Origin of the sequence: Bradyrhizobium algeriense, assembly GCF_003062295.1 — a bacterium.
Lineage (GTDB): Bacteria > Pseudomonadota > Alphaproteobacteria > Rhizobiales > Xanthobacteraceae > Bradyrhizobium > Bradyrhizobium algeriense.
In genome coordinates this window covers 32,832-48,391 of sequence record NZ_PYCN01000021.1, presented here as the reverse complement: position 1 = coordinate 48,391, position 15,560 = coordinate 32,832, and the positions used below count along the sequence as shown (strand labels likewise).

14 protein-coding genes are annotated in these 15,560 nt (G+C 63.0%); 12 read left to right on the top strand and 2 right to left on the bottom strand.

The window, feature by feature from the left end; genetic code table 11:
- Window positions 1-161: 161 nt before the first annotated feature.
- From thpR to C7G61_RS30030, 11 genes are all read left to right on the top strand, one after another.
- On the top strand, window positions 162-698 hold the full coding sequence (thpR, locus tag C7G61_RS30080) for an RNA 2',3'-cyclic phosphodiesterase (RefSeq protein WP_108520635.1): 537 nt from the start codon (window positions 162-164) through the stop codon (window positions 696-698).
- Between the two features lie 110 nt (window positions 699-808).
- Window positions 809-1,993: a cell division protein ZapE gene (gene zapE / locus C7G61_RS30075; protein ID WP_108520633.1), complete on the top strand. Its 1,185-nt coding sequence runs from the start codon at window positions 809-811 to the stop codon at window positions 1,991-1,993.
- 146 nt (window positions 1,994-2,139) lie between these two features.
- Window positions 2,140-3,108 carry a malate dehydrogenase gene (gene mdh / locus C7G61_RS30070; RefSeq protein WP_108520631.1) on the top strand — a complete coding sequence of 323 codons (969 nt, stop codon included), beginning with the start codon at window positions 2,140-2,142 and terminating at the stop codon, window positions 3,106-3,108.
- A 134-nt stretch (window positions 3,109-3,242) separates the two neighbouring features.
- The gene (gene sucC, locus C7G61_RS30065) at window positions 3,243-4,439 is read left to right on the top strand and encodes an ADP-forming succinate--CoA ligase subunit beta (RefSeq protein WP_108520628.1); all 1,197 of its coding nucleotides are present in this window, start codon (window positions 3,243-3,245) and stop codon (window positions 4,437-4,439) included.
- A 2-nt stretch (window positions 4,440-4,441) separates the two neighbouring features.
- Window positions 4,442-4,918, top strand: coding sequence for a DUF1579 family protein (locus C7G61_RS30060; RefSeq protein WP_108520626.1), 477 nt, complete (start codon window positions 4,442-4,444; stop codon window positions 4,916-4,918).
- 46 nt (window positions 4,919-4,964) lie between these two features.
- The gene (gene sucD / locus C7G61_RS30055; protein ID WP_108520624.1) at window positions 4,965-5,849 is read left to right on the top strand and encodes a succinate--CoA ligase subunit alpha; all 885 of its coding nucleotides are present in this window, start codon (window positions 4,965-4,967) and stop codon (window positions 5,847-5,849) included.
- 133 nt (window positions 5,850-5,982) lie between these two features.
- On the top strand, window positions 5,983-8,940 hold the full coding sequence (locus C7G61_RS30050) for a 2-oxoglutarate dehydrogenase E1 component (RefSeq protein ID WP_108520622.1): 2,958 nt from the start codon (window positions 5,983-5,985) through the stop codon (window positions 8,938-8,940).
- Window positions 8,941-9,090: 150 nt separating this feature from the next.
- Window positions 9,091-10,326 carry a 2-oxoglutarate dehydrogenase complex dihydrolipoyllysine-residue succinyltransferase gene (odhB, locus tag C7G61_RS30045; protein ID WP_108520620.1) on the top strand — a complete coding sequence of 412 codons (1,236 nt, stop codon included), beginning with the start codon at window positions 9,091-9,093 and terminating at the stop codon, window positions 10,324-10,326.
- An 82-nt stretch (window positions 10,327-10,408) separates the two neighbouring features.
- On the top strand, window positions 10,409-11,155 hold the full coding sequence (locus C7G61_RS30040; protein ID WP_108520618.1) for an SDR family oxidoreductase: 747 nt from the start codon (window positions 10,409-10,411) through the stop codon (window positions 11,153-11,155).
- A 34-nt stretch (window positions 11,156-11,189) separates the two neighbouring features.
- Complete coding sequence (gene lpdA / locus C7G61_RS30035) at window positions 11,190-12,593, top strand: dihydrolipoyl dehydrogenase (RefSeq protein WP_108520615.1); 1,404 nt, start codon at window positions 11,190-11,192, stop codon at window positions 12,591-12,593.
- 135 nt (window positions 12,594-12,728) lie between these two features.
- Window positions 12,729-13,259 (top strand): hypothetical protein, encoded by a 531-nt coding sequence (locus tag C7G61_RS30030; protein WP_108520613.1) that lies wholly within the window; start codon window positions 12,729-12,731, stop codon window positions 13,257-13,259.
- Window positions 13,260-13,402: 143 nt separating this feature from the next.
- Here the strand turns inward: C7G61_RS30030 and C7G61_RS30025 are convergent, their stop codons facing one another.
- The gene (locus C7G61_RS30025; RefSeq protein WP_108520611.1) at window positions 13,403-13,993 is read right to left on the bottom strand and encodes a DUF4337 domain-containing protein; all 591 of its coding nucleotides are present in this window, start codon (window positions 13,991-13,993) and stop codon (window positions 13,403-13,405) included.
- 124 nt (window positions 13,994-14,117) lie between these two features.
- Between C7G61_RS30025 and C7G61_RS44925 the strand changes: the two genes are divergently transcribed.
- Entirely contained in the window at window positions 14,118-14,273 is a 156-nt protein-coding gene (locus tag C7G61_RS44925) for a hypothetical protein (RefSeq protein WP_190242022.1), read from the top strand.
- A 240-nt stretch (window positions 14,274-14,513) separates the two neighbouring features.
- Here the strand turns inward: C7G61_RS44925 and C7G61_RS30015 are convergent, their stop codons facing one another.
- A complete protein-coding gene (locus C7G61_RS30015) occupies window positions 14,514-15,485 on the bottom strand; it encodes a tyrosine recombinase XerC (RefSeq protein ID WP_108520829.1) in 972 nt (323 codons plus the stop codon).
- Window positions 15,486-15,560: the final 75 nt, after the last annotated feature.

Here is a 15,560-nt window from a genome sequence, read left to right as displayed (position 1 = left end):
CCTTGCTGCTGGTTTTCCCCGTAGCATTCCGGTCTGCTGGCGCCGCGTGCTTCGCAGGGTCATATAAGTCGGGTAGGAATTAGTGATCGGTGATTCGTCACCGGGTTTGCTGTCAGGCGTGAGCCGCCAAAGCTGACGCCTTCGCATCGAGGATTTTTGCGATGCCGCGTTTGTTTGCTGGACTGGAAATTCCGGCCGAGATCGGCCAGAGCCTTTCCAATTTGCGTGGCGGCCTTCCTGGCGCACGCTGGATCGATCCCGAAAATTACCACGTCACCTTGCGCTTCATCGGCGATATCGACGGCATGTCGGCGAATGAAATCGCCTCGATGCTGTTTCGGATCAACCGCAAGCCGTTCGAGGTCAAGGTGCAGGGCCTGCAGAGTTTTGGCGGCAAGAAGCCACGCGCGGTGGTCGCTTCCGTCGAGCCGAGCCGGCCGCTGATCGAGCTGCAGGCCGAACTCGAACGGCTGATGCAGCGGATCGGGCTCGATCCCGAGGGCCGAAAATTCACGCCGCACGTGACGCTGGCGCGGCTGCACGATGCGTCGAGCCAGGACGTGGCCGATTATCTCTCGGTGCGCGGCTACTTTCCGAGCCGGACGTTCATGGCCTCTCGCTTCGTGCTGTTTTCGTCGCGCGCCTCCACCGGCGGCGGCCCCTATGTGGTCGAGGATTCCTACGCGCTGAGTGCGTGAGCCGTAGCCCGGATTGCGCTGCGCTCCATCCGGGCCACGCAGCTTCATTTGCATGGCCCCAGCATCATTCAAGGCTTGCAATTTGTCTTCGCTTGAGGCCGAAAGGGGCCATGCTGTCGACCGACCCCACCTCGTTCCGCGCGCAGTATCAGGCGCTGGTTTCCTCCGGCTCGATCGAGGCCGATCCTGCGCAGGCCGACGCCGCCGAGGCGTTCACGGCGCTTGAGGAACGGCTGTCGAGCTACAAGCCGGCGCGCAAGCTCAGCCTGCTTGGCCGGTTGTTTGGCGACAAGAGCGAGCCGCCGCCGCGGGGGCTTTACGTTCACGGCGAGGTCGGCCGCGGCAAGACCATGCTGATGGACCTGTTCTTTCAGCACTCGCCGGTCGCGCACAAGCGCCGCGCCCATTTCCACGAATTCATGGCCGAGGCGCATGAGAAGATCTACGCCTATCGGCAGAACATCGCGCGCGGTGAAATCGCAGACGGCGACGTGATCGAGCTGACAGCCAACGCCATCTTCGACGAGGCGTGGCTGTTGTGCTTCGACGAATTCCACGTCACCGACATTGCCGACGCCATGATCCTCGGGCGGCTGTTCTCAAAACTGTTCGAGCTCGGCACCGTCGTGGTGGCGACCTCGAACGTCGCGCCCGAAGACCTCTACAAAGGCGGGCTCAACCGCGCGCTGTTCCTGCCGTTCATTTCGCAGATCGCAGATCGCATGGACGTGCTGCGGCTCGATGCGCGCACGGATTTCCGCCTGGAAAAGCTCGCCGGCGTGAAGATGTGGCTGGTGCCGCCGGATGATGAGGCCGGCGCCGCGCTCGATCGCGCCTGGCGCAAGATGACGGGCAATGCGCCCTGCAAGCCGCGGGACATCACGATCAAGGGTCGCGTTCTGCACGTGCCCTGTTCGGCGCATGGCGTCGCGCGATTTTCCTTTGCCGACATCTGTGAAAAGCCGCTGGCGGCGTCGGACTATCTGCGGCTGGCGCATGATTATCACACCATCCTGATCGACCGCATTCCTGTCATGGATTACCCCGAGAAGAACGCCGCCAAGCGTTTTATCTCGCTGATCGATACGCTCTATGACAATGCCGTGAAGCTGATGGCGTCGGCCGAGGCCGATCCGGTGTCGCTGTACCTGGCAACCGATGGCAATGAGGCCAACGAGTTCAGGCGGACCTCGTCACGGCTGATCGAAATGAGCTCCGAATCCTACCTGGCGCTCCCGCACGGCCGGAAGGATTCCGCGGCGAGCGGGTCGAGCACGGGACTGGTGGAAACGTAGTCTTTCGCTGGCATACCTGACCGAAATCGAGGCAGGGTCTAGAATCGGGCACGCCCCGGCTTGAACCGGTCATTCGAAAGGGATAACCAGCCATCCAACTTCCTTATCCACACCCCTCATCTTCGTCTCAGAAGGACAAATTTCCCATGGCGCGCGACAAGATTGCTTTGATTGGCTCCGGTCAGATCGGCGGAACGCTGGCTCACCTCGTCGGCCTGAAGGAGCTCGGCGACGTCGTGATGTTCGACATCGCGGAGGGCGTTCCCCAGGGTAAAGCGCTCGATATCGCGCAGTCTTCGCCGGTCGACGGTTTCGACGCCCATCTCACCGGCGCCAATTCCTACGACGCGCTCGATGGCGCCAAGGTCTGCATCGTCACCGCCGGCGTGCCGCGCAAGCCCGGCATGAGCCGCGACGATCTCCTGAGCATCAATCTCAAGGTCATGGAGCAGGTCGGCGCCGGCATCAAGAAATATGCCCCCGACGCTTTCGTCATCTGCATCACCAACCCGCTGGATGCGATGGTGTGGGCGCTGCAGAAGGCTTCCGGAATGCCGCACAAGAAGGTGGTCGGCATGGCCGGCGTGCTCGACTCCGCGCGGTTCCGCTATTTCCTGGCCGATGAATTCAATGTCTCGGTCGAGGACGTCACCGCCTTCGTGCTCGGCGGTCACGGCGACACCATGGTGCCGCTGACCCGCTATTCCACCGTCGCCGGCATTCCGCTGCCTGATCTGGTCAAGATGGGCTGGACCTCGCAGGCACGCATCGACGAGATCGTCGACCGCACCCGCAACGGCGGCGCCGAGATCGTGAACCTCCTCAAGACCGGTTCGGCCTTCTACGCCCCGGCTGCTTCCGCGATCGCGATGGCCGAGAGCTACCTGAAGGACAAGAAGCGCGTGCTGCCCTGCGCCGCCTATCTCAACGGCGAATATGGCGTGAAGGACATGTATGTCGGCGTCCCCGTTGTCATCGGCTCGAAGGGCGTCGAGCGTATTGTCGAGATCGAGCTGGCCGGTAAGGACCGCGAAGCCTTCGACAAGTCGGTCGGCGCGGTTCAGGGCCTGGTCGACGCCTGCAAGAAGATCGCGCCCGACCTGTTGGGCCGTTGATTTTACTCGGCTTTCGCCCCTTCACGGGGGCGAAAGCGTTTTCAGGGTTGCAGTTCTATTGGTATATGGTATGCCAACTACCAATGCCGGTGAACTGTAGAACTCGCCGCTAAAGGGTTTTGGGGAGCGTCCAGATGAATATCCATGAATACCAGGCCAAGGCTCTGCTGCACGAATTCGGCGTGCCGATTTCGCGCGGTGTGCCGGTTCTGAAGGCCTCGGATTCGGATGCCGCCGCCAAGACGCTTCCCGGCCCGGTCTGGGTGGTGAAGAGCCAGATCCATGCCGGCGGCCGCGGCAAGGGCAAGTTCAAGGAAGCCAGCGCCGGCGACAAGGGCGGCGTCCGCATCGCCAAGTCGGTCGGCGAGGTCAATGAATTCGCCAAGCAGATGCTGGGTGCGACCCTGGTCACGATCCAGACCGGCGCGCACGGCAAGCAGGTCAATCGCCTCTACATCGAGGAAGGCTCCGACATCGACAAGGAGTTCTATCTCTCGATCCTGGTCGACCGCGAAACATCCGAAGTGGCGTTCGTGGTCTCGACCGAAGGCGGCGTCAACATCGAGGAAGTCGCGCACAATAATCCTGAGAAGATCGTGACCTTCTCGGTCGACCCGGCGACCGGCATCATGGCCCATCATGGCCGGACCGTCGCGAAGGCGCTCAATCTTTCCGGCGATCTCGCCAAGCAGGCCGAGAAGCTGGTGGTGCAGCTCTATAACGCCTTTGTCGCCAAGGACATGGCGATGCTGGAAATCAATCCGCTGGTCGTCACCAAGCAGGGCCTGTTGCGCGTGCTCGACGCCAAAGTGTCGTTCGACGACAACGCGATGTACCGCCATCCCGAAGTCGCCGCGCTGCGCGACGAGACCGAAGAGGACGCCAAGGAAATCGAGGCGTCGAAATACGATCTCAACTACGTCACGCTCGACGGCACCATCGGCTGCATGGTCAACGGCGCCGGCCTTGCCATGGCGACCATGGACATCATCAAGCTCTACGGCATGGAGCCGGCCAACTTCCTCGACGTCGGCGGCGGCGCCAGCAAGGAGAAGGTGGCAGCGGCCTTCAAGATCATCACCGCCGATCCGAACGTGAAGGGCATCCTGGTCAACATCTTCGGCGGCATCATGAAGTGTGATATCATCGCCGAAGGCGTGGTCGCCGCCGTCAAGGAAGTCGGCCTGAAAGTGCCGCTGGTGGTGCGGCTCGAAGGCACCAATGTCGACGCCGGCAAGAAGATCATCCGCGAATCCGGCCTCAACGTGGTGCCGGCCGACAATCTCGATGATGCCGCACAGAAAATCGTGAAAGCCGTCAAGGGAGGCTAGCGATGGCTGACCATCTCGCCGCACCGACACCGCTGGAAGAACACCGCAAGCTCGGGGTGTTTGCCGGCGAATGGGCCGGCGAGGAAGTGGTCTATCCGTCGCGCTGGACCGCCGGCGGTCCGGCGACCTCGCATGTGGTGGCGCGGATGGATCTCAACGGCTTCTATTTGATCCAGGACACTCGCCAGATGCGCGACGGCAAGGAGACCTTCGCCACCCACGGCGTGTTCACCTACGACCGCGACGACCGGCACTACAAATTATTCTGGCACGATTCGCTCGGCTACTATTCGCCGGCACCGGCCTCCGGCGGCTGGACCGACAAGACGTTGATTCTGGTGCGCGGCTCGCTCCGCGGCAACGCGCGCCATGTCTATGAAGTCGTCGACAACGACAACTACACCATGAAAATCCAGTTCTCGCCTGATGCCGAAGGGTGGGCCGACGTGCTCACCGGCATCTACCGGCGGATTCACTAAGCCTATCGTTCATCGTTCCCGGTCACCTACGAAAGCGTTCGCAACCATGTCCGTTCTGATCGACAAGAATACCAAAGTCATCTGCCAGGGTTTCACCGGCAAGAACGGCACGTTCCATTCGGAGGCCGCGATCGCTTACGGCACCCAGATGGTCGGCGGCACCTCGCCGGGTAAGGGCGGCTCCAAGCATCTTAACCTGCCGGTGTTCGACACCGTCGCCGAGGCGCGCGAGAAGACTGGTGCGGATGCGTCCGTGATCTACGTCCCGCCGCCGGGTGCGGCGGATGCGATCTGCGAGGCGATCGATGCGGAAATTCCGCTGATCGTCTGCATCACCGAGGGCATTCCGGTGCTCGACATGGTGCGCGTCAAAAGATCGTTGAGTGGATCGAAGTCGCGGCTGATCGGGCCGAACTGCCCGGGCGTGATGACCGCGGGCGAGTGCAAGATCGGCATCATGCCGGCCAACATCTTCAAGCCCGGCAGCGTCGGGATCGTTTCCCGCTCGGGCACGTTGACCTACGAAGCCGTGTTCCAGACCACCCAGGAGGGCCTCGGCCAGACCACGGCGGTCGGCATAGGCGGCGACCCGGTTAAGGGCACCGAATTCATCGATGTGCTGGAAATGTTCCTGGCCGATCCCAAGACCACCTCGATCATCATGATCGGCGAAATCGGCGGCTCGGCCGAGGAAGACGCTGCCCAGTTCATCAAGGACGAGGCCAAGCGCGGCCGCAAGAAGCCGATGGTTGGCTTCATCGCCGGCGTCACGGCCCCTCCCGGCCGCCGCATGGGCCATGCCGGCGCGATCATCTCCGGCGGCAAGGGCGACGCCGGATCCAAGACCGCGGCCATGGAAGCGGCCGGAATTACGGTCTCTCCGTCGCCGGCGCGGCTCGGACACACCCTTGCCGAAAAGTTGAAATCCTAATTCAATTCTTGGTTCTTTTCGGGGCGAAGTTTCGCATTAAATAGGGTAAGGGGTACTTATCCCGCTGATCCGGTTTCCGGATCGGCGATGCGCCGTCTTCCACGCGCAAACCGAAAATTACCAGGACGCCATCATGTCTCGCCAGGACGCGAATGCAGCATTTGCCCTTTCTTCCTTTTTGCAGGGCACCAACGCCACCTACATCGACGACCTCTATGCCCGCTACGAGCAAGACCCCGCATCGGTCGACGCCGAATGGCAGGAATTCTTCAAGAGCCTGAAAGACACCCCGGCCGACGTCCAGAAGAACGCCGAGGGGCCCTCCTGGGGCCGCGACAACTGGCCACTCACCCCAAGCGACGAACTGACCTCGGCGCTGGACGGCAACTGGGTCACCGTCGAGAAGGCGGTCGGCACCAAGCTTGCCGCCAAGGCGCAGGCCAAGGGGGTCGAGCCGTCGGCCGCCGACATCAACCAGGCGACCCGCGACTCGGTCCGCGCCTTGATGCTGATCCGCGCCTACCGCATGCGCGGGCATTTCCACGCTAAACTCGATCCGCTCGGCATCGAGGCGCAGCGCGATCGCGAAGAGCTCGATCCGCGCACCTACGGCTTTACCGAAGCCGATTTCGACCGCAAGATCTTCCTCGACCACGTGCTCGGCCTCGAATACGGCAGCTTGCGCGAGATCGTCGCGATCTGCGAGCGCACCTACTGCCAGACGCTCGGCGTCGAGTTCATGCACATCTCCAACGCTGCGCAGAAGGCCTGGATCCAGGAGCGCATCGAGGGTCCGGACAAGGAAATCAGTTTTACCCGCGAGGGACGCCGCGCGATCCTCAACAAGCTGGTCGAAGCCGAAGGCTTTGAAAAGTTCTGCGATCTCAAGTTCACGGGCACCAAGCGGTTCGGCCTCGACGGCGCAGAATCGCTGATTCCGGCGCTCGAACAGATCATCAAGCGCGGCGGCAATCTCGGCGTGAAGGAGATCGTGCTCGGCATGCCGCATCGCGGCCGCCTCAACGTGCTGACCCAGGTGATGGGCAAGCCGCACCGCGCGCTGTTTCATGAATTCAAGGGCGGCTCCGCCAACCCGGACGCGGTCGAGGGCTCCGGCGACGTCAAATACCATCTCGGCGCATCGAGCGACCGCGAGTTCGACAACAACAAGATCCATCTGTCGCTGACCGCGAACCCGTCGCATCTCGAAATCGTCGATCCCGTCGTGCTCGGCAAGGTTCGCGCCAAGCAGGACCAGCACGGCGATCCGCCGGATATGCGTATTTCGGTGCTGCCGATGCTGATGCACGGCGACGCGGCGTTCGCCGGCCAGGGCGTGGTGGCGGAATGCTTCAGCCTGTCCGACCTGAAGGGCTATCGCACCGGCGGCTCGCTGCATTTCATCGTCAACAACCAGATCGGCTTCACCACCTATCCGCGCTATTCGCGTTCCTCGCCCTATCCGTCCGACGTGGCGAAGATGATCGACGCACCGATCTTCCATGTGAACGGCGACGATCCGGAAGCAGTGGTGTTCGCGGCCAAGGTCGCGATCGAATTCCGGCAGAAATTCCACAAGCCTGTCGTCATCGACATGTTCTGCTACCGCCGCCATGGCCACAACGAGGGCGACGAGCCGGCATTCACCCAGCCGGTGATGTACAAGCGGATCGCCTCGCATCCCTCGACGCTGGAGATTTACGCCAGGCGGCTGATCGCCGACGGCGTGATGACCGAGGGCGAGGTCGAGAAGGCCAAGGCCGACTGGCGCGCGCGGCTCGATGCCGAGCTCGAGGCCGGTTCCGGCTACAAGCCCAACAAGGCCGACTGGCTCGACGGCAAGTGGGCGGGCTTAAAGTCCGCCGACCAGGAAGAGGAAGCCCGCCGCGGCGTCACCGGCGTCGACGTCAACATCCTCAAGGATATCGGGCGCAAGATCACCAAGGTGCCGGACGGCTTCCGGGTTCACCGCACCATCCAGCGCTTCCTGGAAAACCGCGCCAAGGCGATCGACAACGGCGTCGGCATCGACTGGGCGACCGGCGAGGCGCTGGCGTTCTGCACGCTGCTGCAGGAAGGCCGCCACGTCCGGCTGTCGGGACAGGACTCAGAGCGCGGCACGTTTTCGCAGCGCCATTCGGTGCTGATCGACCAGGAAGACGAGAGCCGCTACACACCGTTCAACCACCTCGGCCACGACCAGGGCCATTACGAGGTCATCAACTCGCTATTGTCCGAAGAGGCGGTGCTCGGCTTCGAGTACGGCTATTCGCTGGCCGAGCCGAAGGCGCTGGCGATGTGGGAAGCGCAGTTCGGCGACTTCGCCAACGGCGCCCAGGTGCTGTTCGACCAGTTCATCTCGTCGGGCGAACGCAAATGGCTGCGCATGTCCGGCCTCGTCTGCCTGCTGCCGCATGGCTATGAAGGGCAGGGGCCGGAGCATTCCTCGGCGCGGCTCGAGCGTTTCCTGCAGATGTGCGCCGAAGACAACATGCAGGTGGTGTATCCCACTACGCCTGCGAATTACTTCCACGTGCTGCGGCGCCAGTTGCATCGCGAAATCCGCAAGCCCCTGATCATGATGACGCCGAAGTCGCTGTTGCGGCACAAGCGCGCGGTCTCGCAGCTCGACGAATTGGGGGCGGACACCACCTTCCACCGCATCCTGTATGATGACGCCCAGATGCGGCCCGACGAGAAGACCAGGCTCACGACGGACGACAAGATCCGCCGTGTCGTGCTGTGTTCGGGCAAGGTTTATTACGATCTCTACGAGGAGCGCGAGAAGCGCGGCATCGACGACATCTACATCATGCGCGTCGAGCAGCTCTATCCGGTGCCGCTCAAGGCGCTGGTGCAGGAGCTCGGACGCTTCAAGAACGCCGAAGTGGTCTGGTGCCAGGAAGAGCCGCGCAACATGGGGGCATGGCACTTCATCGAGCCCTATCTCGAATGGGTGTTGAACCAGATCCATGCGCCGAACCGGCGTCCGCGTTACGCGGGCCGCGCGGCGTCGGCCGCAACCGCCACCGGTTTGATGTCGAAGCACCAGGCGCAGCTCAAGGCGATGCTGGATGAGGCGCTGAATTAGGAAATTTCCTTGGTCGTCATGCCCGGGCCAAAGGCGCGAAGCGCCGTCTTCGCCCAACTGTCCTGGGCATCCACGGCCTTTTGTTCGAGATCTTTTTGAGGCGTGGATGGCCTGGACGAGCCCGGCCATGACGCAAAGAGGAAACATACCATGACTGAAATTCGTGTTCCGACGCTCGGCGAGTCCGTGACGGAAGCCACCATCGGCCGCTGGTTCAAGAAGGCCGGCGACGCCGTCGCGGTGGACGAGCCGCTGGTCGAGCTTGAGACCGACAAGGTCACCATCGAAGTGCCGGCGCCGTCTGCCGGTGTGCTCGGCGAGATCGCGGCCAAGGACGGCGAAACCGTTGCCGTCGGCGCGCTGCTCGGGCAGATCAATGTCGGCGCGGCCGGCGCTGCCAAGCCGGCCGCGCCTGCCAAGGCCGCCGCCCCGGCTGCAGCGCCCGCCGCCGCGCCTGCTGCGGCTCCGAAGGCTGTGGCATCGGATTCGCCGCTGGCGCCGTCGGTTCGAAAACTCTCCGCCGAAAGCGGCATCGATGCCGCGACCGTTCCCGGCTCCGGCAAGGACGGCCGCGTCACCAAGGGCGACATGCTGGCCGCGATCGAGAAGGCGGCGTCCGCGCCGACGCCGGTCAATCAGCCGGCCGCTTCCGTGCAGGTGCGCGCGCCGTCACCCGCCGACGACGCCGCGCGCGAAGAGCGCGTGAAGATGACCCGGCTGCGCCAGACCATCGCGCGACGGCTGAAGGACGTGCAGAACACGGCGGCGATGCTGACGACCTTCAACGAGGTCGACATGACCCACATCATGGCGATGCGCACACAATACAAGGACGTGTTCGAGAAGAAGCATGGTTCGAAGCTCGGCTTCATGGGCTTCTTCACCAAGGCCGTCGTGCAGGCGCTGAAGGATATCCCGGCCGTCAACGCCGAGATCGACGGCACTGATTTGATCTACAAGAACTACTACCACATCGGCGTCGCCGTCGGCACCGACAAGGGCCTCGTCGTGCCCGTGGTGCGCGACTGCGACCACAAGTCGATCTCCGACATCGAAAAGGGAATCGCCGATTTCGGCCGCCGCGCCCGCGATGGCCAGCTCAAGATCGACGAGATGCAGGGCGGCACCTTCACCATCACCAATGGCGGCATCTACGGCTCGCTGATGTCGACGCCGATCCTGAACGCGCCGCAGTCCGGTATCCTCGGCATGCACAAGATCCAGGAGCGGCCGATGGTGGTCGGCGGCAAGATCGAGGTCCGCCCGATGATGTATCTGGCGCTGTCCTACGATCACCGCGTGATCGACGGCAAGGAAGCGGTGACGTTCCTGGTCCGCGTCAAGGAAAGCCTGGAAGACCCGGCGCGGCTGGTGCTGGATCTCTAACGCCACCGGCTTTGCCAGCGCCGGTGCGAAAGGCCGGCGCTGCGAGCCATGGATCGATGCGCGCCGACTTGTGGGGGCTGATATGACGGACAAGGTTGTTGTGATCACCGGCGGCAGCCGCGGCATCGGCCGCGCTACCGCACTCGCTGCCGCTGCGCGCGGCTTTCGCGTTGTGGTCGGCTACGCCAGCAATGAGGCGGCGGCAAAGGAAGTCGTCTCCTCGATCGAGCGCAAGAACGGCAAGGCAATTGCCGTGAAATGCGATGTCGGCAGCGAGGCGGACATTCTCGCGCTGTTTGCCGCGGCGGACGAATTCGGAACGTTAGGCGCGCTCGTCAATAATGCCGGCATCGTCGGTCCGTCGGCGCGGGTCGAGGACATGTCGGCCGAGCGCATCCAGCGCATGATGGCGGTCAACGTCACCGGCAGCATCCTCTGTGCGCGTGAAGCCGTGAAGCGGATGTCGACCCGCAAGGGCGGCGAGGGCGGCGTCATCGTCAATCTTTCCTCGGTCGCGGCGAAACTCGGCTCCCCCAATACCTATGTCGATTATGCGGCTTCCAAGGGCGCGGTGGATTCCTTCACTGTCGGCCTCGGTCATGAAGTCGCCGGCGAGGGCATTCGCGTGGCCGCGATCCGGCCCGGACTGATCGATACCGAAATTCACGCGAGCGGCGGCGAGCCCGATCGCGCGCACCGGCTCGCGCACATGGTGCCGATGCAGCGCGTCGGCACCGCGGATGAAATCGCCAACGCCATCGTCTGGCTGATCTCGGACGAGGCGTCCTACGTCACCAGCGCCATCCTTGATGTCTCGGGTGGGCGGTAATACCTGACACGTTTCTCAGCTACAGGACTTCATCATGGCTTCCTACGATCTCGTCGTCATCGGCACTGGCCCGGGCGGATATGTCTGCGCGGTGCGCGCGGCGCAACTCGGCATGAAGGTCGCCGTGGTCGAGAAGAACGCGGCACTCGGCGGCACCTGCCTCAACGTCGGCTGCATGCCGTCGAAGGCGCTGCTGCACGCCTCCGAAATGTTCGAGGAGGCCGGGCACTCCTTTGCCAAGATGGGCGTCAGCGTTTCCACGCCAAAACTCGATTTGCCGTCGATGATGAACTTCAAGCAGCAGGGCATCGACGGTAATGTCAAGGGCGTCGAGTTCCTGATGAAGAAGAACAAGATCGATGTCATCAATGGCAAGGGCAAGATCCTCGGCGCCGGCAAGGTCGAGGTCACGGGCAGTGACGGCAAGGCGCAGACGGTTGAGACCAAAAACATCGTCATTGCCACCGGCTCCGATATCGCGCGGCTGAAGGGCATCGAGATCGACGAAAAGCGCGTGGTGTCGTCGACCGGCGCGCTATCGCTGGCGAAAGTGCCGGAGAAGCTTCTGATCATCGGTGCGGGCGTGATTGGACTCGAGCTCGGCTCGGTCTGGAAACGGCTCGGCGCTGAGGTCATGGTGGTCGAATTCCTCGATCGCATCCTGCCGGGCATGGATGGCGAGGTCGCAAAGCAATTCCAGCGCATGCTCGAAAAGCAGGGCTTTGCGTTCAAGCTCGGCGCCAAGGTCACTGCCGTCGATACGTCAGGCAAGATGTTGAAGGCGACGGTGGAGCCATCGGCGGGTGGAACAGCGGAGACGCTCGAGACCGATGTCGTTCTCGTCTGCATCGGCCGCGTGCCCTACACCGAAGGGCTCGGCTGCAAGGAAGCCGGCATCGCGCTCGACAATCGCGGACGCGTGCAGATCGACGCGCATTTCGCAACCACCGTGAAGGGCGTCTACGCGATCGGCGACGTGGTGGCGGGACCGATGCTCGCGCACAAGGCCGAGGACGAGGGCGTCGCCTGCGCCGAGATCATTGCCGGCCAGGCCGGTCATGTGAACTACGACGTTATTCCAGGCGTGGTGTATACCACGCCGGAAGTGTCGTCGGTCGGCAAGACCGAGGAAGAACTGAAGCAGGCCGGCGTCGCCTACACGTCAGGCAAATTTCCGTTCACCGCCAATGGTCGCTCCAAGGTCAACCAGACCACTGACGGTTTCGTGAAGATTCTCGCAGATGCGAAGACTGACCGCGTGCTCGGCGTGCACATCGTCGGCCGCGAAGCCGGCGAAATGATCCACGAAGCCTGCGTTCTGATGGAGTTTGGCGGCTCCGCCGAAGATCTGGCGCGCACGTGCCATGCCCATCCGACCCGCTCGGAAGCTATCAAGGAAGCCGCGCTTGCGGTCGGCAAACGCGCCATCCATATGTGATCGGAACCCGGTGCAACCGGGTAGAGCATGAATAAGAAGCGGGTATCCGGTCTCTCGAAAAGATCATGCTTTGAACAAAGAAATAGAGTGGAGCGACCAATCAGTGAACGTCATTTCGCTCTAGAGACCACATCGATGATGCGCCGCCTGTTACAGCCGTTCTGGGTCCTGCTTGCGGTCATCTTCCTGATCGAAGCCTGGCTATGGGATCATCTCGAGCCGATCGTCGAGCGCGTCGTTGCGCGGATCCCGCTGCGCGCCTTCAAGCAATGGCTGTCCGGGCGCGTCGATACGCTGTCGCCGGCGATGACGCTGATCGTGTTCGCGGTGCCGGTGATCCCGCTGTTTCCGCTCAAGCTGGTCGGCCTCTGGCTGCTGGCGAATGAATATTGGCTGAGCGCCGTCGTCGTCATCGTGTTCGGAAAACTCGTCGGTGTCGGCGTCACCGCCTTCATCTTCGACGTAACGCGGTCGAAGCTCCTGCAAATGGCGTGGTTCAGGAAGACCTATGAATTCATCATGGCGATGCGCGCCAAGGCGGCGGCCCTGGTCCAGCCGATCAAGCAGCGCATCCGGGAAATGCTGCGTGGCGACGGCGAGGGGTGGTCGTCCCGCACGCTGCGGCTGATCGCGCGTTTCCGTAAGAGCGTGCACGAAGCGCGTTGACGCCTTCGCTCTTGTCGTCACCCGCGAAGGCGGGTGACCCAGTATTCCAGAGGCCGGATTGAGCCGAGAGGCCGCAGCGTACTGGATGCCCCGCCTTCGCGGGGCATGACAGGGGAGCGTGTTGCCAACCGCTCTGCGCAAACTCAATGCAGATGCAGCAGATGCGGCGCGTAGAGGCCGAGCGCCGTGATCGCGATGCCCGCGACTGCCAATATGCCTGACACCCAGGCCAGAGCGATCATGCCGGTGATGATGGTGGCCGAGGCCAGCACGATGCCGATCTGGAAGGCGGCCGAGGCGATTTCATAGTGGTGATACTTTGCCGTTGCGTCGTCGCGCTGGTGCTCGGCATGCTTGGCGCGTGCGGCGAGCTGTTCCGAACCCTCCCCGGTTTCCGGCTCCGAACGGTAACGTGCTGCGGTCTTGTTCCAGTCGTCGATCTGTTTTTGCAAGGCCGCTTTCGCAGCATCGTCGCCGATGGTCCCCAGGCTGAGCTTGGCGTGTTCCGCCGTGGCCTGAACCGTGGTGCGGCGAATGCTCTTGGCCTGGAAGAATGCCCACAGGTTCGAGGCCTCGACATTCTTGCTGATGGCTTCGGTCTGCGCGCCCTTGCCCAGCGTTTCCGACAGCGCCAGAAACAAGGCGATCACGGCGATCAGCAACGCGATCTTCTTGTTCGAGCCCGAAGCGTGCTCGGCATGCTCCGCATGCTCCATGCTTTCATGTGCGCCCATATTGTCCCCTCTCCAGTGAAATCCAGGTTCACGATTGCCGAACGGCCTGTTCAACGCAAGAGTTAAGCGGATTTTGGGCCCGTTCATTGATGGATTGTTCTATCCGTATTTCTAAGCTCTCAATATGACAACCGCCGATTTCGTCGCGGCATGCTTTTGGCCGCTGGTCATTCTCTTCGCCCTGTTGCTGAAGACCGTGCGCGATCCGGTGCTGTTGCGGTCGATCGGCCTTGTCGCAGTGCCGCTCGATTCCTCGCCGACATCGCCGGCCGCACGGTAAAGATGACGACCCCCGTCTATGAGCGGCTCAAATCTCTGCCGGTCGTCCGCATGGAGGTCGGTCGCGGATCGGACTATGTGTACCAGATCGAGTATCTAGCCAATTAGAGCGGGATGAGATCAGGCCGGGCCGTGACGACGGGCCATCTCGTGCTCTGGACGCAAGCGGCTTCAGTGCTGCGAACCGGGGTCCGTCCTACTTTGCATGGGGTTGTTTTCGATATTTTGTGTCTGGCCCGCGTTACCCCCGCGGGTGCGCGCTCTTGTACACTTCCAGCAGCCGCTCGCTGTCGATGCCGGTATAGATCTGCGTGGTCGAGAGCGAGGCGTGGCCGAGCAGTTCCTGGATCGCGCGCAGATCGCCGCCGCGGCTGAGCAAATGGGTTGCGAAGGAATGCCGCAGCGCATGTGGCGTGGCGCTGTCGGGCAGGCCGAGCGCGCCGCGCAGCCGCTCCATGGTGAGCTGGATGATCCGCGGCGAAAGCGGCCCGCCGCGCGCGCCGACGAAAATCGGACCGGCCGGGGGAAGCGAATGCGGGCACATCGCAACGTAGTCGGCGATCACCGCCAGCACGTTTTGCAGCACCGGCACCATCCGGGTCTTGTTGCCCTTGCCGGTGACGATGAGGACGTCGCCTTCGCCCGGCTTGGGCACGTCGCGCCGTTTCAATCCCAGCGCCTCGGAGATGCGCAGGCCCGAACCGTAGAGCAGCGCCATCACGGCGGCATCGCGCGCCCATATCCAGGGATCGCGTTCCTCGCCGGCGCGCTCGTCGGCATCCGCAAAACGCTTGGCGGCGTCCATCTGGATCGGCTTCGGCAGGCTCTTGGCAACCTTGGGCGCGCGGATGGCGGACAGCGCCCCGACCTTGCCCTTACCTTCGCGTTCGAGATAGCGCCCGAATGAACGCAAGCCCGCCAGCGCCCGCATCAGCGAACGCCCGGCAATGTCGTCGGCACGGCGCATCGCCATGAAGGCCCTGACGTCGGTGGCCTCCAGCGCCGCAAACCCTTTCAGCGTGACCTTCCTGCCCCAGTGCTGGCTGAGGAAAGTCAGGCATTGGCGAAGGTCGCGGGCGTAGGCTTCGAGCGTCTTGGGCGAGAGCCGCCGCTCGGCGCGCAGATGCGTCAGCCAGCGCGCCATCTCCAGCGCGAGGCCCTCGTCTGCGCAGTCGAGCTCGATCGGTTGAGGTGCCGGAACTTGCTTGCCCATGACCTCTGCCTTGGAGACGGTGATTCCATCCATTATATCGCACCTCTTTCGTTTACCGTTCGCTAACTTGGCGGC